This window comes from Variovorax robiniae (assembly GCF_037889955.1).
Lineage (GTDB): Bacteria > Pseudomonadota > Gammaproteobacteria > Burkholderiales > Burkholderiaceae_C > Variovorax > Variovorax robiniae.
The window spans coordinates 525,099-543,343 of the sequence record NZ_JBBKZS010000001.1 but is presented as its reverse complement, the minus strand read 5'-3'; the positions used below and the strand labels follow the sequence as shown (position 1 = coordinate 543,343).

Annotated in this window: 8 protein-coding genes; 2 read left to right on the top strand and 6 right to left on the bottom strand. The window is 66.6% G+C overall.

Annotated elements, in window-relative coordinates:
- Positions 1–3: 3 nt before the first annotated feature.
- The 4 genes from WKW79_RS02280 to WKW79_RS02265 all read right to left on the bottom strand — a co-directional run bounded on the left by WKW79_RS02280 (position 4) and on the right by WKW79_RS02265 (position 13,433).
- Positions 4–11,025 carry a GAF domain-containing protein gene (locus tag WKW79_RS02280; protein ID WP_340333471.1) on the bottom strand — a complete coding sequence of 3,674 codons (11,022 nt, stop codon included), beginning with the start codon at positions 11,023–11,025 and terminating at the stop codon, positions 4–6.
- Positions 11,026–11,027: 2 nt separating this feature from the next.
- Complete coding sequence (locus WKW79_RS02275) at positions 11,028–12,068, bottom strand: MBL fold metallo-hydrolase (protein ID WP_340333470.1); 1,041 nt, start codon at positions 12,066–12,068, stop codon at positions 11,028–11,030.
- A 6-nt stretch (positions 12,069–12,074) separates the two neighbouring features.
- Complete coding sequence (locus WKW79_RS02270) at positions 12,075–12,734, bottom strand: peroxiredoxin (RefSeq protein ID WP_340333469.1); 660 nt, start codon at positions 12,732–12,734, stop codon at positions 12,075–12,077.
- Between the two features lie 234 nt (positions 12,735–12,968).
- Positions 12,969–13,433, bottom strand: a complete 465-nt coding sequence (locus WKW79_RS02265) for a ferritin-like domain-containing protein (RefSeq protein ID WP_340333468.1) — start codon at positions 13,431–13,433, stop codon at positions 12,969–12,971.
- A 128-nt stretch (positions 13,434–13,561) separates the two neighbouring features.
- On the opposite strand from WKW79_RS02265, the gene WKW79_RS02260 reads away from it, so the two are divergent.
- Positions 13,562–13,966 carry a phasin family protein gene (locus WKW79_RS02260; RefSeq protein ID WP_340333467.1) on the top strand — a complete coding sequence of 135 codons (405 nt, stop codon included), beginning with the start codon at positions 13,562–13,564 and terminating at the stop codon, positions 13,964–13,966.
- Here the strand turns inward: WKW79_RS02260 and WKW79_RS02255 are convergent.
- Positions 13,947–15,119, bottom strand: a complete 1,173-nt coding sequence (locus WKW79_RS02255) for a serine hydrolase domain-containing protein (RefSeq protein WP_340333466.1) — start codon at positions 15,117–15,119, stop codon at positions 13,947–13,949. The two genes, WKW79_RS02260 and WKW79_RS02255, sit on opposite strands and share 20 nt — an antisense overlap.
- Before the next feature lie 182 nt (positions 15,120–15,301).
- On the opposite strand from WKW79_RS02255, the gene WKW79_RS02250 reads away from it, so the two are divergent.
- On the top strand, positions 15,302–17,539 hold the full coding sequence (locus WKW79_RS02250) for an NADP-dependent isocitrate dehydrogenase (RefSeq protein ID WP_340333465.1): 2,238 nt from the start codon (positions 15,302–15,304) through the stop codon (positions 17,537–17,539).
- An 80-nt stretch (positions 17,540–17,619) separates the two neighbouring features.
- Here the strand turns inward: WKW79_RS02250 and WKW79_RS02245 are convergent, their stop codons facing one another.
- The gene (locus tag WKW79_RS02245; protein ID WP_340333464.1) at positions 17,620–18,192 is read right to left on the bottom strand and encodes a Uma2 family endonuclease; all 573 of its coding nucleotides are present in this window, start codon (positions 18,190–18,192) and stop codon (positions 17,620–17,622) included.
- Between the last annotated feature and the right edge of the window lie 53 nt (positions 18,193–18,245).

The following is an 18,245-nucleotide window of genomic DNA, read 5'->3' as shown; positions in this document are numbered from 1 at the left end:
GGGTCATCGTCTCGGGACATTGTTCAGCGCCTCCACCAGCCTGTCGACGCGAATCGGCTTGGTCAGGTAGTCGTCCATGCCGGCGGCCAGGCACATCTCCTGGTCGCCCTGCATGGCGTTGGCGGTCATGGCGACGATGCGCGGGCGTTGGCCGGGCTGCATCAGCGCGCAGATCTGGCGGGTGGCGTCTAGGCCGTCGAGTTCGGGCATCTGCACGTCCATCAGCACCACGTCGTAGTCCTGCCGCTGCACCGATTCCACCGCCTCGAGGCCGTTGGAAGCCAGGTCGGCGCGGTAGCCCATTTGCTGCAGCAGGCGCATGGCCAGCTTCTGGTTCACGACGTTGTCTTCGGCCAGCAGGATGCGCAGCGGATGACGCGTGCCCATGGTCGGGTCGATCTGCGGCTTGCCGGAGACCGCAGGCGCGGCCTTGGGTGCGGGTGCGTCATGGTGCGCGAGCAGGCCGACCAGCGTGTCGAAGAGTTGCGACTGGTGGATCGGCTTCCCCAGGAAGGCGTTGAACAGGCCATCCACATCGGCGCCGGCCTCGCGCCGGCCCAGCGAGCTGAACAGCACCAGCGGCAGCTTGGGCTGCTGCGGACGGATGCGGCGGGCGAGGTCGGTGCCGTCCATCTCGGGCATGTGCATGTCGAGGATGGCCAGGTCGAAGTGCTCGCCCTGTTCCAGCAGGCGCAACGCCTCCAGGGGCGACGCCGTGTCGCGGGCGTCCATGCCCCACTTGGCGGACTGCAGCGAGAGCACGCGGCGATTGGTCGCGTTGTCGTCGACGACGAGCACGCGCTTGCCCTGCAACTCGGCCTGCACGCCGGTGAAGATGCGCCGCTTGCTCGGAGGCATCTCCGCCACCGGCGCCTCGATGGTGACGTAGAAGGTCGACCCGGTGCCGGGGCCGTCGCTCTCGACCCACATGGTGCCGTTCATCAACTCCGCCAGCCGCTTGCTGATGGCCAGGCCCAGGCCGGTGCCGCCGTACTTGCGCGTGGTGCTCGAATCGGCCTGCGAGAAGGACTGGAACAGCCGGCTCATGCCCTGTGGCGACAGGCCGATGCCGGTGTCGCGCACGGCAAAGGTGATGCCGGCGCGGCCAGCGGGCAGGGGCTTGGACGTGACGGTCAGCACCACCTCGCCGGTCTCGGTGAACTTCACCGCGTTGCTCAGCAGGTTCAGCAGGACCTGGCGCAGCCGCGTGAGGTCGCCGTTCACGCCCACCGGCACGTCGCCTTCGAAGACATAGGCCAGGTCCAGGTGCTTCTCGGTCGCGCGCGTGCTGACCAGGTCCAGCGCCGACTCCACGCAGTCGCGCAGGTCGAAGGGATGGGCCTCGATGTCCATGCGGCCGGCCTCGATCTTCGAGTAGTCGAGGATGTCGTTGATGATGGTCAGCAGGGCATCGCCGGAGTCTCGAATGGTCGACGCATAGTCCGCTTGCTCGACGTTGAGCGGCGTATCCAGCAGCAGCCCGCTCATGCCGATGACCGCGTTCATCGGCGTGCGGATTTCATGGCTCATGGTGGCGAGGAAGGCGCTCTTGGCTTCGTTCGCGGCCTCGGCGGCAGCACGGGCTTCCTTGGTCTCGTTGAACAGCCGCGCGTTCTGGATCGCGATGACGGCCTGGTCCGCAAAGGTCTTCAGCAGCTTGATTTCCTTGTCGGCGAAGGGCTCGACCGGTTCGCGGATGACGTAGATCGAGCCGATGTCGCGGCCCTCCCACATCAGCGGTGCGACGACGATCGCGTAGTTGCCCATCTGCCCGGCCATCTCGGCCATGAAGGGGGGCAGTTCCTTGTGCGCGAGCACGTCGGGGATGTGGATCACATCGGAGCCGGCGAAGACCGTGTTGTGCATTGGCCGCGGATAAAACTTCTCGAGCATCTCGCGCGCCGAGCCGAGGTGCGCACCCAGGTGCATCATCCCGTCGTCGCCGGCCAGCGTGATGCCCATCTGCGAGCCGGAGAAAAGATGCTGGCAGCTTTCCAGGATCTTGTCGAAGACGGGCCGCGGGTCGGCCATCGAGCCGCTGATGACGCGCAGCACGTCGGCCGTGGCGGTCTGCTGCTCCAGCGCCTCCTGCGTCTCGTTGAAGAGGCGGGCGTTCTGGATCGCGACCACCGCCTGCTCCGCAAAGGTCTTCAGCAGCGCGATCTCGGAGGCTGTGTAGGCCTTGAGCCAGGTGCGCCCGATCAGCATGGAGCCGAGGCCGCCGTTCTCCCACAGCATCGGCGCCATCATCATCGAGCGAATGCCGGCGCGCACCGACATCTCGCGCAGGCTGTCGGGCACCTCGGGTTCGTTCTGCACGTCGGGGAAATGCAGCACGCGCCGGCCCTCGATGACGTACTGCGTCGCGCTGCCGTTGAAGGGCCGCGCGTAGCTGGCGGCGCGCTTCTCGCTGTCCTTGCCGAGCGAGGCGGCCAAGTGCATCTGGCCGTCGTCGCCGACCAGGATGGCCGCGAGTTCGTCGCTGTCGAAGAGGCGCTGGCATCGCTCCAGGATCGTGCGGAACACCGGTCGGGCGTCGGCCATGGAGCCGCTGATGACCTGCAGCACGTCCGACGTGGCGGTCTGCTGCGCCAGCGCTTCCTTCGTCTCGTTGAACAGGCGCGCGTTCTGGATCGCGATCACGGCCTGGTCGGCGAAGGTCCTCAGCAGCTTGATTTCCTTGTCGGCGAAGGGCTCCGACGGGTCTCGCGTGACATGGATCGAGCCGATGTTGCGGCCCTCCCAGATCAGCGGCGCGACCATGATCGCGTAGTTGCCGACCTGCTCGGCCACCTCGCGCATGAACCAGGGCAGGTCGGGCTCGGCCAAGGCATTCGGGATGTGCAGCACCTCGGTGCCGCCCATGATGAGGCCGATGGGCGAGCGGTCGATCGGGCGCGGGTAGAACTTCTCCAGCACCTCGCGCGCGGCGCCGCGGTGCGCGCCCAGGTGCACCAGGCCATCGGCGCCGTTGAGCGAGATGCCCAGTTGCGATCCGGAGAACAGGCGCTGGCAGCTTTCCAGGATCTTGTCGAACACCGGCTGCGCGTTCTCCATCGAGCCGCTGATGACCTGCAGCACGTCGGCGGTGGCGGTCTGCTGTTCCAGCGCCTCGGTGGTCTCGTTGAAGAGGCGCGCGTTCTGGATGGCGATCACCGACTGGTCGGCGAAGGTCCGCAGCAGCGACATCTCGACCGCCGTGTACGGCTTGGGAGAGGTGCGGCAGACCAGGATCGAGCCGAGGCCATGGTCTTCCCACAGCATCGGCGCCAGCAGCAGCGAGCGGATGCCGGCCTGGACGGTCATCGCGCGCAGGGGCTCGGGCACGCCCGGGTCGGTCTGGACTTCCGGGTAGTGCAGCACGCACCGGTCGGCGATGGCCAGTTGCGTGGCGCTGCCGTCGAAGGCGCGCGTCTCCTCGGGGTCGCGGCTCTCGCCATAGGGGCCGATGGCGCAGGCCAGGTGAAGCTGCCCGTCGTCGCCGATCAGCATGGTCGCCAACTCGTCGCTGGCCAGCAGGCCCTGGCAGCTTTCCAGGATCTTGCGGAACACCGGCTTGGCATCGGCCATGGAGCCGCTGATGACTTGCAGCACTTCCGAGGTGGCGGTCTGGCGCTCCAGTGCCTCCTGCGTCTCGGTGAACAGCCGAACGTTCTGGATCGCGATGACCGCCTGGTCGGCGAAAGAGCGCAGCAGGCCCAGTTCCTTGTCGGTGAAAGGGCGGGGCGGCGTGCGCACCACGGAGATTGATCCGATGCCGCGGTCGTTCCAGATCATCGGCGCGAAGGCGATCGAGCCGTTGCCGACCGAGCGGGTCGCGGCCTTCACGGGTTCGGGCACTTCCTCCGACGCAAGCAGGTCAGGGTAGTGAAGGATCTGCCGCTGCGCGATGGACCGGCCGGTGAGCGTGTTGGACAGCGGCTGCGGCAAGTACTTGAATGCGCGTGCATAGAGCGCACCCATGCGCGCGCCGGGATGCAGCATGTCGTCGTCGCTCACCAGGTAGATGGCGGCGTCCTCGATCGACAACAGCCGGGCACAGCTCTCCAGGATGCGCTCGAACACCGGCATGGTGTCGTTCACCGAGCGGCTGATGACCTGCAACACCTCGGAGGTCGCGGTCTGGCGTTCCAGTGCCTCGCGCGTCTCGTTGAACAGTCGCGTGTTCTCGATGGCGATCACCGCCTGGTCGGCGAAGGTGCTGGCGAGCTTGGTTTCCTGCTCGCTGAACTTGCCGGTGGTCGCGCGCAGGATGCCGATGCTGCCGATCGCATGGCCCCCCTTCATCAGCGGCACGAACAGGCCCGACTGGTAGCCCAGCGCGAGCGCCAGGTCCTTCATGCGCGAGAACTCCTTCACGCCTTCCTTCGTGTCCGCGACGTTGATGAGGCGCGCATCGAGGATGCATGCGCCCGCCGCGCTCTGGCGGTCCAGCGGCCAGGGCTGGAGGAAGCCGCCTTCGCGGTCGCCGCGCGTGCCGTCGTCGGCGAAGGCGACCACCTCGATCATGTCGTCGCGCGGCACCGCGAAAGCCACCCCGCGCCCCTCGAACAGCCGCTGACAGGCCTTCACGATGGCATCGAAGACCGGCTGCGTGCGCGTCGGCGAACTGCTGATGACACGCAGGATGTCGGCGATGGCGGTCTGCTGCTCGAGCGCCTCGTGCGTCTCGCGGAACAGGCGCGCGTTCTGGATCGCGATGACGGCCTGGTCGGCGAAGGTTTCCAGCAGCTTCATTTCCTTTTCGTTGAAGCCGGTCGCGGGCTGGCGGATCACGTTCAGCAGGCCGATGGGCTGGTCCTTCCAGACCATCGGCGCCATCAACTGCGAGTACGGGCCGATGTTCATGGACTCGGCGATCTTGCGCACCAGCGGGTTGGCCGACGGATCGAGCACGTCGGGGTAATGGATCGGCTTGCCGGCCCGCACGGCCGGCTCGATCAGGTGCGACGGAATCCTTTGGTCGACGAAGAACTTCTGCAATGTCGGCAGGGCCGAGCCATGGTGAGCGGCCAGGTCGACGAAGCCGTCCGCGCCCAGCAGCAGGATGCCCTGCTCGGTGCTGCTGAACAGGCGCCCGCAGCTTTCAAGGATCTTGTCGAACACGGGTGCGGTGTCGGCCACCGAGCTGCTGATGACTTCCAACACCTGCGAGGTGGCCGTCTGCTGCTCCAGCGCCTCCTGCGTCTCGCGGAACAGCCGCACGTTCTCGATGGCGATCACGGCCGGGCCGACGAAGGATTCGAGCAGGCTGATGTCCTTGTCGTCGAAGCCATCCGGCTCCTTCTGCAGCACGGCCAGGCCGCCGATGGCACGGCCTTCGTGCAGCAACGGCGCATAGAGGCCGGAGCGGAAGCCGCTGCCCACGCCGAGCTGCTGCAGCATCGGGTGCCGGTCCATCGCGGCCACCAGGTCGGGCAGGTGCAGCACGCGCTTGCCGATGACGCAGGCACCGATCGGACTGCCGTCGTCGATGGGCAGCACCGTGGAGGGCAGGCCACCATTGCTGGCCCGCGCATGCAGCCCGTCCGCCTCCACCAGCCACAGCACTACGCGGCTGTCGTGCAGCAGCTTGCCGCAGTTGCTGACGATGGCGTCGAACACCGGCTGCGTGTCGGTCATCGAGCCGCCCAGCACGCGCAGCACGCGCGCGGTGGCGGTCTGCCGCTCCAGCGCCTCCTGCGTCTCGTTGAACATCTGCACGTTCTGGATCGCGATGACGGCCTGGTCGGCGAAGGTCTTGAGCAGCTCGACCTGGTGGTTGGTGAACGGGCCTGGCGCAACGCGGACCACGCTGATCATGCCGATGGGCACGCCTTCGTGGACCAGCGGCACGTTGGCCTGGCCGCGCCAGCCCCGGCGCTTTGCCAGTTCGCGCAACTCGTCGGAGACTTCCGTGTTCGACTCGATGTCCGGCATCAGCAACGGCTGGCCGCTGAGCAGCGGCTTGTAGATGTAGTCCGAGTCCACGGGCACCGGGAAGTACTTCTTCAGCGCCTGGTCGCCTTCCTCGGTGGTGGCGGTGAAGGCGGAGAGATGGATCGAATCGCCGATGCGCCGCAGCAGCGTCGCCGACAAGCCGCCGACCAGTTGCCGCGCGCTGTGCACGATGGCGTCGAACACGGGCTGCACATCGGCCGGCGAACTGGCGATGACCTTGAGGATCTCCGCGGTGGCGGTCTGCCGCTCCAGCGATTCGCGCGTCTCGTTGACCAGCCGCACGTTCTCGATCGCGATCACCGACTGGTCGGCGAAGGTCTGCACCAGGCCGATCTCGGCCGGCGAGAAGGGATGCACCTGGTTGCGCAGCAGGGAGATCACGCCGACGGCATGGCCATCGCGCAGCATCGGCACGGCCAGCACGGTGCGAAAGCCGTTGCGTGCCTGCAGTTCGCGCACGTCGGGGTATTCGCTGTCCATGACGGGCAGGACGTCCTCGACATGCACGGTCTGGCGCTGCAGGAACGCGCGACCGGCGATCGAGCTGCCACGGATGGGCAGCTCCATGCCCGCGCCGTCGGCATAGACCGGCCCGTAGCTGGTCATGGCGCGCAACTTCCCATCGACCACCAGCCAGACACGGCTGCCCTCGGCATGGCAAAGCAGGCCGGCGCGCTCGGCCACCGAGTCGAGCACCGGCTGCACGTCGGTCGGCGAGCCGCTGATGACCTTGAGCACTTCCGCCGTCGCGGTCTGGCGGTCCAGAGCCTCGCGGGTCTCGTTGATGAGCCGCACGTTCTCGATGGCGATCACGGCCTGGTCGGCGAACAACTGAAGCAGGTCGATCTGCCGCTGCGGTGTCTGGCCGGGCTCCGGCCAGGCGGTGACGATCACGCCGACCGGCTCGCCGTCCTTGAGCATCGGCGCGGCGATCATGCGGCGCCGATGGCCGGTGCTGGCGAGCGAGCGGTCGTAGTCCGGGTCGGCCAGGGCGTCGTCGTTGCTCAGTGCCCGGCGCTCGAGAATGACCCGGCCGTTCATCTGGTGCGGGTCCGGCGGCGCGGGCCACATCGTGCGCGCCGCTTCCAGCGCCTCCGGCGTCCAGTTGCGCGTGGCGGCCAGCCGGACCATGCGGCCGTCGTAGGTGAAGATCGAGGAGGAGGGGCCGTCGAACAGCCACATGGTGCAGTCGAGGATGGCCTCGAACACCGGCTTCACGTCGGTGCGCGATTCGCTGATGACGCGCAGCACGTCGCTCACGGCGGTCTGCGATTCGAGCGACTCGGTCAGCTCGGCGGTGCGTTCCTCCACCTTGTGCAGGGCCTGCGTGGTCTCGTTGAACAGGCGCACGTTCTCGATCGCGATGACGGCCTGGTCGGCGAAGGTCTGCAGCAAGGTCACCTGCTGCTCGTTCCACGCGTCGGGCTCGGCCCAGCCGACGGTGATGGCGCCGATCGGCTCGTCGCCGCGCAGCATGGGCACCGTGACCTGGCTGCGCGTGCCCAGCGCGGCGATCATCTGCAGCGACAGCGTGGGCACGTCGTTCGGTTGCTGGATGTCCTTGACGAAGTAGGGCTTGCGGGAGCGGATGACGACGCCGGCAATGGTGTCGTCCGCGGCGTCCCGCGGGAAGATGCGGTTGAGCTTGCGCAGCTTGACCGGGCTCACGCCCCCGACGGCCACCATGTGGATGGTGGTGCCGTCGTAGCGGTAGACGCGGCCCATGCGCGCATTGCACAACTGCACCGCGCGCTCCACGATCACGTCGAACACCGGTTGCACGTCGGTCGGCGAACTCGCGATGACGCGCAGGATCTCCGCCGTGCCGGTCTGGCGCTGCAGGGCTTCCTGGGTCTCGTTGAACAGCCGCGCGTTCTGGATCGCGATCACCGCCTGGTCGGCGAAGGTCTTGAGCAATGCGCGCTCACCGGGCGTGAACGGCCCGACCTCGCTGCGCTGCATGCTCAGGACGCCGATGCCGCGGCCCTCCCACATCATCGGAGCGGCGAGGTTGGCGAAGCTCTGGCCGATCCGTTGCGCATTGAGGTGCAGCATCGGCGGCGCAGCCGGGTCGGCCAGCACGTCGGGGAACTCCACCAGGTCACCGGTGCGGAACGCGAGTTCGGCGGAGGTGCCTGCGATCGGCATCGGATAGCTGGCCTGCATGGCCAGGCCGAGCTGCGCGGCGCGTTCCTCGCCGATCACCGCGCGGCCCGCAGCGGTCATGCGCCAGCGCGCGAGTTCGATCTGGCCCTGGGTGTCGACCATCGTCAGGGCGAAGGAGCTGACGTCGAACAGGCGGTCGCTGCACTCCATGATCTTGTCGAACACCGGCCCGGTGTCATGCACGGACTTGCCGATCACCTGCAGCACCTCGGCCGCGGCGGTCTGGTGGGTCAAGGCCACCTGTGTCTCATGGAAGAGGCGCGCGTTCTGGATAGCGATGACGGCCTGGTCGGCAAAGGTCTTGAGCAGCGCCCGCTCGCTGGGCTTGAACGGCCCGACCTCGCCGCGCTGCATGCTGAGCAGGCCGACACCCTTGCCCTCCCACATGAGCGGCGCGGCCAGGTTGGCGAAGCTCTTGCCGATGAACTCGGCGTAGCGGCGCAGGGCCGACGGGGCGTTCGGGTCGGCCAGCACGTCGGCGTACTCGACCAGTTCGCCGGTGCGGAAGGAGGCCTCGGCGGCGGTGCCGGCCAGCGACATCGGGTAGCTGGCCTTCATCATCGGCCCGATCGCATCGATGCGGTCCTGGGTGAAGTCGGCATGGCCGGCAGCCGTGACGACCCAGCGCGTCAGTTCGAGTTGGCCATTGGCGTCGAGCATCATCAGGCCGAAGCCGCTGGCGTCGAACAGGCGCTCGCAGCGCTCCAGGATCTTGTCGAACACCGGGCCGGTGTCGGCCACCGACTTGCCGATCACCTGCAGCACTTCGGCGGCGGCGGTCTGGTGGGCCAGCGACTCCTGCGTCTCGTCGAACAGGCGCGCGTTGTGGATCGCGATCACGGCCTGGTCGGCAAAGGTCTTGAGCAGCGCGCGGTCGCTCGGCTGGAACGGGCCGACCGCGGTGCGCTGCATGCTGAGCATGCCGAGGCCGCGGCCTTCCCACATCAGGGGGGCGGCCAGGTTGGCGTAGTTGACGCCCGCGACCTCCGCGTTGCGGCGCAAGGAGGGCGGCACGTCCGGGTCGTGCAGCACATCGGCGATTTCGACCAGGTCGCGCCGCCGGAAAGCGAGTTCGGCGGCGGTCTCGGCGAGCGGGCGCGGGTAGATCGCTCGCAATTGCGCGCCGAGCCGTTCCGCACGTTCTTCGCCGATGAAGGCGCGGCCCTTGGCCGACATGCGCCACTGCGCGAGGCCGAGCATGCCCTGCGCATCGACCATGTACAGGCCGAAGGAGGAGGCGTCGAACAGGCGGTCGCAGCATTCGAGGATCTTGTCGAACACCGGCCCGGTGTCGGCCACCGACTGGCCGATGACCTGCAGCACCTCGGAGGCGGCGGTCTGGTGCGCCAGTGCGCGCTGCGTCTCGGCGAACAGCCGGGCGTTGTCCAGCGCCGCGCTCATGCTGCCGGCCAGCGTCTCCAGCAGCCGGATGTCGGAGGCGCTGAAGGCGTGCTCGTGGTGCAGGTCGGCCAGCGAGATCATGCCGACCGCCTTGTCGGCCACGATCAGCGGCACCAGCACCTGCGACTTGGGATAGGCGGGGTGGTAGGACAGGCGGAAGGAGCCGACCTTCAGGGCTTCCGCCTCCAGGTTCTCGTCGACCAGCAGCGTGCGCTTCGTGCGCAGCACCTGCGCGCCAAAGCCGGCGGGTGGCAGCGACTCCATGCGAAAGCGCTCGCCACGGCGCCCGATGAAGGGGTAGTGGATGAGGTTGCTGGTCGCGTCGTAGATGCGAATGCCCACGTCGGCATTCGGGAACACCTGGCTCAGCTTGTCGCCGACGGCGTCATACACGCCCTGCAGGTTCAATTCGCCGGCCAGCGTGTCCTGCACGGCCGAGATGATGGCCAGCTCCGCATTGCGCGCCTCGGTCTCCTTCAGCAGGCGCTGGGTCTCGTCGAACAGGCGCGCGTTCTCCAGCGCGCCGCTCATGCTGGCCGCCACGGTCTGCAGCAGCCGGATCTCGTTGGGGCCGAAGGCGTACTCACGCTCGTGGTTCTGCAGGCCGATGGCGCCGATCACGCGCTCGGTGCCGATGATCGGAACGCCGACGACGGAATGCGCCCAGTCGGTGCCGGGCGAGGGCCTCATGCCGATGTGCGCCTGTTCCTCGCGCGTGTTCGCCACGCCGACCTCGCCCGCGAGGAAGATGCGCTCGACCGGATCGCCCGGCTTCAGTTCGCGCGGCGGCAGCAAGGGCAACGGCTGGTTGTGCTCGTAGCGATAGAGCCCCTGGACCAGGCCGGTCTTCTCGTGGCGCCAGATGATGGAGATGTCGCCGGTGTGAAGCACCTCGCGCAGCTTGTCGCCGGTCAGGTTGATGATGTCCTGGAAGGGCATGCGGGCCGCCACGCCCTGCTGGATGGAGTGGATGAGCGCGAGTTCCCCGGCATGTTGCGCGAGTCGATCGGCGCCCTTGGCGAGCTTGTGTTCCTGGGTTTCCTTTTGGCGGATGTTGGCGAGCGCCGTGGACGCCTGGCGGGCGAGCAGGACGAGGGCATCGCGATGCGTGTTGTCGAAGCGGCCCAAAGGGCCTTCGATGTCGGCGTAGAGGTGGCCCTGAAGATCGCCCTTCACCGCGAGCGGCGCGATCAGGCACGAGCGTTGGTCGATGGGAGCGGCGCCCTCGGGGCCATGGCGCAGGCTCGGCTTGCGCGTGCGACGTGTCGTTGTCAGCCAAGGCTCGATGGCGGCCAGCAGGGTGGCGGCTTCTTCACCGTCGGGCAGCTTCGAGCCGGCGATGTGCAGGCTGTCCTTGCATTCGAGCACCAGCAATACGCGCTGGGCGCCGATGAGCGTAACGGCCTCGTCGAGCAGCGCCTCGCGCCATTCGCCTTCGCTGCCGGATGCGGACAGGCGCAGGCCGCTCTCGACCAGACGCGCATCCATCGAGGGTGGCCCCGACCGGGTCTTGGGCATGTTCAGGGGTCGCGTCCCGTAGTGAGGGGATAGCCGCTTTCGCGCCAGGCTTTCATGCCGCCGTCCAGCGCGACCGCATGCGCGAAGCCCATTTCCCGAAGTGTGGCCGCGGCCAGCGTGGAGATGTAGCCCAGCTCGCAGCAGGCCAGGATGCGCCGCGTCGGGTCCGGCAGCTCGGTGTTGACGCGCAGCTCCAGCTGGCCGCGCGGCAGCAGGCGGGCGCCCGGCACGTGTCCGCCTTCGTAGGCATCGCGCTCGCGCACGTCGAGCACGATCAGGTCGTCTTCCTTCGCCTCCACCCGCGCCTTGAGTTCGCCGAGCGACATGAATGGCACGGTCGCAGTGGCCGCGGCCAGCAGGTGCGCCACGGTCTTGCCGCCGCTCATGTTGGTGCGCAGCGCCTCGGTGATGTGCGTGGGCATCGTGAGGTTGAGCGTGTTCATCATCTCGACGAACTCGCTGCGCTCGCGTTTTTGCAGGCGCGGGTTGTTCGCGATCTCTTCCGCGATGGTGGAGTGGCTGCGGCCCTTGTAGTCGTGCGCGGGATAGACCTTGAGCGCCGCGTCGAGCTTCAGCAGCTTGTTGAACAGGCTGTCGTGCAATTGCTCCGGGTCGCCGCTCGGCAGGTCGGTGCGACCGGTGCCGCCGATCAGCAGCGTGTCGCCGGTGAAGACCCGGTCGTTCACCTGCAGGCACATCGAATCGGCCGTGTGGCCAGGCGTGTGCAGCGCCCGCAGCCGCAGCTTGCCCAGCACCACCATCTCGCCGTCGGCCAGGCGCATGTCGACAAAGGGCGCCGGGCTCCTGCGGTGCATGATGACCGGCACGTTCAATTGCCGCGCCAGCTCCTTGGTCGCGGAGAAGTGGTCGGCATGCGTGTGCGTGTCGATCAGGTAGCGGATGCGCACGCCGTCGCGCGAGGCGAGGGCGATGTAGTGGTCGATCTGGCTCAGCTCAGGGTCGATCAGCGCGGCGGCGCAGGTGTCGTCGCAGCCGATGAGGTACGACTGGCAGCCGCCGGTCGCGATCTGCTCGAAGACCACGCCGGCTCAGCCCGGCTGTTTCACCACGCGCAGGTAGGGCTTGGGCGCCTTCCAGCCGTCGGGGAACAGCTTCTTCGCGTCGTCGTCGGACACCGAGCCCGCGATGATCACGTCCTCGCCCTTCTTCCAGTTGGCGGGCGTCGCGACCTTGTGCGCGGCGGTGAGCTGCATCGAGTCGAGCACGCGCAGGATCTCGTCGAAGTTGCGGCCGGTGGTCATCGGGTAGGTGAGCATCAGCTTGATCTTCTTGTCGGGGCCGATGACGAAGACCGAGCGTACGGTGGCGTTGGTGGCGGCGGTGCGGCCTTCGGATGTGCCCGGCTCCTCGGCCGGCAGCATGTTGTAGAGCTTGGCCACGGCCAGGTCGGTGTCGCCGATCATCGGGTACTTGGGGCGGTGGCCCTGGGTTTCCTCGATGTCGTTGGCCCAGCGGTCATGGGCGTCCACCGGGTCGACGCTCAGGCCGATGAGCTTGGCGTTGCGCTGGGTGAACTCGGGCTCGATCCCGGCCATGTAGCCCAGCTCGGTGGTGCAGACGGGCGTGAAGTCCTTGGGATGCGAGAAGAGGACGGCCCACTTGTCGCCGATCCAGTCATGGAACTTGATCTGCCCTTGGGTGGTGTTGGCGGTGAAGTCGGGAGCGGTATCGTTGATGCGCAATGACATTGCCGGGTTCCTTCTGATTGGCTGGAAAGCGAGTCCCGGGCGCTGTGCAGATTCGCGCATTTGGCGCGCTTGCACCACCCGAGTAGCACGGAAGTACACCACTTTCCTGTAACGGAAACAAGCGGGGTGATGCGCCCCGCAGGCGGGCAGCTCAAGTCGATGTGGCTTCGCCATCTCGACTTGATCCCCCTCGGGGGGCGGGCCGGGCGTAGCCCGGTCCTGGGGGCCTTGGCATTAGCGCGGGGCCGACGAAAAGCTGGCCAGCTCACCCGGCTTGCGCAGCATCTTGTCCACGTCCGCCGCATGCAGTTCCTCCACCTGCACCATCTGCCGCGCAAACTCCTCCAGCGCCACGGAGCGGCCTTCCACGACCTCCAGCAGGTCGCGGTAGAGCTGCAAGGTGCGGCTTTCGGCGGCCAGCGATTCGCGCAGCATCGCGCCGATGTCGGTCTGGTGGGAGTCGAGCAGCGAGCCGATCGCCAGCGACGGGTAGGCACCCAGCGTGGTAATCCATTCGCCCACTTGCTGGGCATGGATCAGCGACTCGTCGGCCTGGCTTCGCAACCACGAGACGATGGGTATGCGGCCGAAGCCGAACACCAGGAAGGAATAGTGCGTGTAGCGCACCACCCCCGCCAGTTCGTCCTCCAGGATGCGGTTGAGCACCGCGACAACCTTCGCCTGATCGAGCTGTTCCATGGCAACACCCGTTCGTCTCGTGTGGGGGCGCGATTATGCGCGGCCATGGCCGCAACGGCACGCAATGTGCAATGATCCCCGCCGCCGCCGCGATTTCCGCGCCGCACCATCCACACAGGAGAGACAGCATGGCAGACCCCGTGAACCCGTTCGGTGATTTGACCAAGATGTTCGAGCAGTTCAAGCTGCCGGGCGTGGACGTGTCCAAGCTTGTCGAAGGGCGGCGCAAGGATCTCGAGGCCCTGGTCGCGGCCAACAAGTCGGCCTTCGAATCCGGCCAGGCGATCGTTCAGAAGCAGACCGAGATGCTTCAGCAAGCGCTGCAAGGCGTGCAGGAGCATGCCAAGAGCGCTGTCGCCGCCGGCCTCGACCCGGCGAAGCAGGGCGAACTGGTTCGCCAGGCCTTCGAGAAGACTTTGGCCGACATGAAGGAACTCGCCGAGATGGCGCGCGACTCCCAGGCGACCGCGATGGCCCACATCACCGAGCGGGCCAACGAGCACATGGCCGAGATCAAGAAGCTGATCGGCTGAGTTCCTTGTCCTTTGCATAGGCGGCCTGCTCGAAGGCCGCGTAGGTCTGCATGAAACGTGGGTCCGCGAAGGGCAGGACCTGCGTCATGATCAGCCCCGCCAGGTTGGCGGCCGGATCGAACCAGTAGTGCGTGTTCAGCACGCCGGCCCAGGTCTGCGAGCCGGCGGAGCGCGCACCCGGCACATCCTCGTCGACACGCATGAAGGCCATGCTGTGCGACTTCTTGAGGCCGGGGAACAACTCCACGTCGGCCGTGACCGCGGGGTTGGCCGACTTCAGGATCGGAATCTGCACCGAGCCGATCTGGTTCTGCAGCAGTGCGTCCATGGTTTCCTTGCGCAGGATGCGGTTTCCATCCAGTTGTCCGCCATTGAGGTACATGCGCAGGAAGCGCAGGTAGTCCGGCGCCGTCGAATACAGCGAGTGGCCCATGCCGTAGAACTCGGGCCTGGGCGGCGGCGCGATGTCGAAGTCGGCAAACTGGCCGTCGGCGCCACGGATCTTCACCCCCGCGAGCCGGCTGCCCCAGGCCGGGTCGGGCTCGAAGGCCGTATCCCGCATGCCCAGCGGTTCCAGGATTTCCTCGCGGACGAACTTGTCGATCGTCCTGCCGTCCACCTTCTCGATCACCTGGCCCAGCCAGTCGATGCCGATGCCGTAGTCCCACTGCGTGCCGGGGTCGAACTGCAGCGGATATTTGAGCGACAGCCGCAGGCCGGACAGGATCCCCGGGAACTGCGTCACCTCCATGTACTTGGCGACATTGGCATTCCAGAACTCGTAGGCCAGCCCCGAGGTGTGCGTGGCCAGGTGGCGCACCGTGGCCTTGGTCCGCGGCGCGCGGAACACCGGGCCGTCCGCACCGACCGATTCCAGCACCTTCATCTCGGCGAACTCCGGCAGGATGCTCTCGACCGTGGCATCCGGGCTGAGCTTGCCGCGGTCCATCAGGATCATGGCGGCGGTGCTGCCCACGGCCTTGGTCATCGAGAAGATCCGGAACACCGTGTCGACGGTGGCCGCATGGCCCGCGCTGGACTCGCCAGCGGCGCCGCTCCACAGAACACCTTCGCGATTGCCCAACATCGCGACCACGAAGGGCACGTCCTGGCGTGACACGGCATCACGGAGGACGCGATCAAACTCGCTCATGCTTTGTCTCCTGTTGGTTTTTGGGATGCGAACTTTGCGCCTCTTTTTTCCGTTTTGACAGGACTTGCCAAAGGCGCCAAGGGGCATGTACCGAAGTGTGAACAGCCCCGGCAAAGCCCGTGGACAATAGCCCCCGTCGAATTACCGATTCACGCCTGTCCAACGTACCCCTGAGGCCAACAATGACCGCCGGAAAATCCCGCATCATCTACACGCTCACCGACGAGGCGCCCCTGCTGGCGACCGCATCCCTTCTTCCCGTGATCCAGACCTTCGCGGCGCCTGCCGGCATCGAGGTCGTCACCAGCGACGTCTCGGTCGCCGCCCGCGTGCTGGCCGAATTCCCGGAACGCCTGACCGAAGCCCAGCGCGTGCCCGACAACCTCGGTGAACTCGGCCGCCTGACCCAGTTCCCCGACACCAACATCATCAAGCTGCCCAACATCAGCGCGTCGGTGCCGCAACTCGTGGCCACCATCCGCGAACTCCAGGCCAAGGGCTACGACCTGCCGGACTTTCCGGAAGACCCGAAGACCGATGAAGAGCGCGCCATCCTGTCGAAGTATTCCAAGGCGCTCGGCAGCGCCGTGAACCCGGTCCTGCGCGAAGGGAACTCCGACCGTCGCGCGCCCGCTGCCGTGAAGAACAACGTGCGCAAGAAGCCGCACGCGATGAGCAAGTGGAGCCCGGCTTCGCGCACGCACGTCTCGCACATGCACGACGGCGACTTCTACCACGGCGAGAAGTCGATGACGCTGGACAAGGCGCGCGACGTCAAGATGGACCTGGTCACCAAGAGCGGCCAGACCATCCTGCTGAAGAAAAAGGTCGCGCTGCTGGACGGCGAAGTCATCGACAGCATGTTCATGAGCAAGAAGGCGCTCGTGAAGTTCTACGAGGACGAGATGGAGGACGCGCGCGAAACCGGCGTCATGTTCTCCTTGCACGTCAAGGCGACGATGATGAAGGTCTCGCACCCGATCGTCTTCGGCCATGCGGTCAAGGTCTTCTACAAGGACGCGTTTGCCAAGCACGGCAAGCTGTTCGAGGAACTGGGCGTCAACGTCAACAACGGCGTGAGCAGCATCTACGAGAAGATCGAGAAGCTGCCGACTTCGCAGCGCGAGCAGATCATCAAGGACATGCACGCCTGCCACGAGCACCGTCCCGAACTCGCGATGGTCGACTCGGCCAAGGGCATCACCAACCTGCATGCGCCCAACGACGTGATCGTCGACGCGTCCATGCCGGCCATGATCCGCCAGGGCGGCAAGATGTGGGGCCCGGACGGCCGTCCCAAGGACACCAAGGCCGTGATGCCCGAGAGCACCTTCGCTCGCATCTACCAGGAGATGATCAACTTCTGCAAGACCAACGGCGCCTTCAACCCGGTCACCATGGGCACCGTGCCCAACGTCGGCCTGATGGCGCAGAAGGCCGAGGAATACGGCTCGCACGACAAGACCTTCGAGATCCCCGAAGCCGGCGTGGCCCGCATCGTCGACATCGCCACGGGCGAGGTGCTGCTGGAGCAGAACGTGGAAGAGGGCGACATCTGGCGCATGTGCCAGACCAAGGACGCGCCGATCCGCGACTGGGTCAAGCTGGCCGTGAACCGCTCCCGCCTGTCGGGCATGCCCGCCGTGTTCTGGCTCGACGAATACCGTCCGCACGAGGCCGAACTGATCAAGAAGGTCCGCACGTACCTGAAGGACCACGACACCAAGGGCCTGGACATCCAGATCATGTCGCAGGTGCGCGCCATGCGCTACACGCTGGAGCGCGTGATCCGCGGCAAGGACACCATCTCGGTGACCGGCAACATCCTGCGCGACTACCTGACCGACCTGTTCCCGATCATGGAACTGGGCACCAGCGCCAAGATGCTGTCGATCGTGCCGCTGATGGCCGGCGGCGCGATGTTCGAGACCGGCGCGGGCGGCTCGGCGCCGAAGCACGTGCAGCAACTGGTCGAGGAGAACCACCTGCGCTGGGATTCGCTGGGCGAGTTCCTGGCGCTGGCCGTGTCGCTGGAAGACCTGGGCCAGAAGACCGGCAATGCCAAGGCCTTGGTGCTGGCCAAGACGCTGGACGCCGCCACCGGCATGCTGCTCGACAACGGCAAGGGCCCGTCGACCCGCGCCGGCGAACTCGACAACCGCGGCAGCCATTTCTACCTGGCGATGTACTGGGCCCAGGCCCTGGCCGCGCAGACCGAGGACAAGGAACTGGCGGCGCACTTTGCACCGCTGGCGAAAGCACTCACCGCGGAAGAGCAGAAGATCGTCGAGGAACTCAAGGTCGTGCAGGGCAAGCCTGCGGATATCGGCGGTTACTTCAAGCCGGACACGGAGAAGCTGGCGGCGGTGATGCGGCCGAGCGGGACGTTCAATGCGGCGTTGAAGGCGGTGGCGGCGTAACGCAAAGCAAGGCCGATCGGGGTCGCTGGGCAGTGCGTCAGCCGCCGGCAGCTATTCCGATCGGGTTTGCTGCCAGGTGGTCATGGCTTCGCTGCGCCGCCATCGGCCATGCCCTCAAAGACCCAGCTCATGGGGCAATCCATCGCGATGCTCGCGAGGGTTAGCGCGTTGGCGTCGGTCATGTCGAATAGCTTCCAGTGGCCGTCCGGATCCGGACGGAAGACCTCGATGCGGCGCGTGTCGGGGTCGATCAGGACGTATTCGCGCAAGGACGACAGTCGACGGTAGAACGCAAACTTGGCGCTGCGGTCATAGCCTTGCGTGCTCGGGGACAACACCTCGATGACGAGCAGCGGATCCGTGATGACCTGATCGTCGTCGTTGAACGTCTTGCCGCAAGTGACAAACACGTCCGGATAGAGCACGGTGTCGTTTGCGATCTGCACCTTTGTGCCGTCTTGAAAAACCTGACAGTCCGACCCATCGAGATGATTGCCGATGCGCCGGCCCATGTTGGCGACGATTCGACCGTGGGCGCGAGTGCCGCCCACCATCATGAACGTCTCGCCGCGATGGAACTCGTTGCGAGTCACTTGTTCCGCTTCCCAGGCCAGGTACTCGGCCAGGGTCTTTCTCTGCAACGGCATGCCCATGCGTCACCCTTCAGTGGAATTGCTCATTGAGGACGATCATATGGGGAGCAGAT

Bases quoted from the DNA above. Each gene is read 5' to 3' on its own strand.
- WKW79_RS02280 (WP_340333471.1), bottom strand. From the start codon at position 11,025: ATGCCCAAGACCCGGTCGGGGCCACCCTCGATGGATGCGCGTCTGGTC.
- WKW79_RS02270 (WP_340333469.1), bottom strand. From the start codon at position 12,734: ATGTCATTGCGCATCAACGATACCGCTCCCGACTTCACCGCCAACACC.
- WKW79_RS02265 (WP_340333468.1), bottom strand. From the start codon at position 13,433: ATGGAACAGCTCGATCAGGCGAAGGTTGTCGCGGTGCTCAACCGCATC.
- WKW79_RS02260 (WP_340333467.1), top strand. From the start codon at position 13,562: ATGGCAGACCCCGTGAACCCGTTCGGTGATTTGACCAAGATGTTCGAG.
- WKW79_RS02255 (WP_340333466.1), bottom strand. From the start codon at position 15,119: ATGAGCGAGTTTGATCGCGTCCTCCGTGATGCCGTGTCACGCCAGGAC.
- WKW79_RS02250 (WP_340333465.1), top strand. From the start codon at position 15,302: ATGACCGCCGGAAAATCCCGCATCATCTACACGCTCACCGACGAGGCG.
- WKW79_RS02245 (WP_340333464.1), bottom strand. From the start codon at position 18,192: ATGGGCATGCCGTTGCAGAGAAAGACCCTGGCCGAGTACCTGGCCTGG.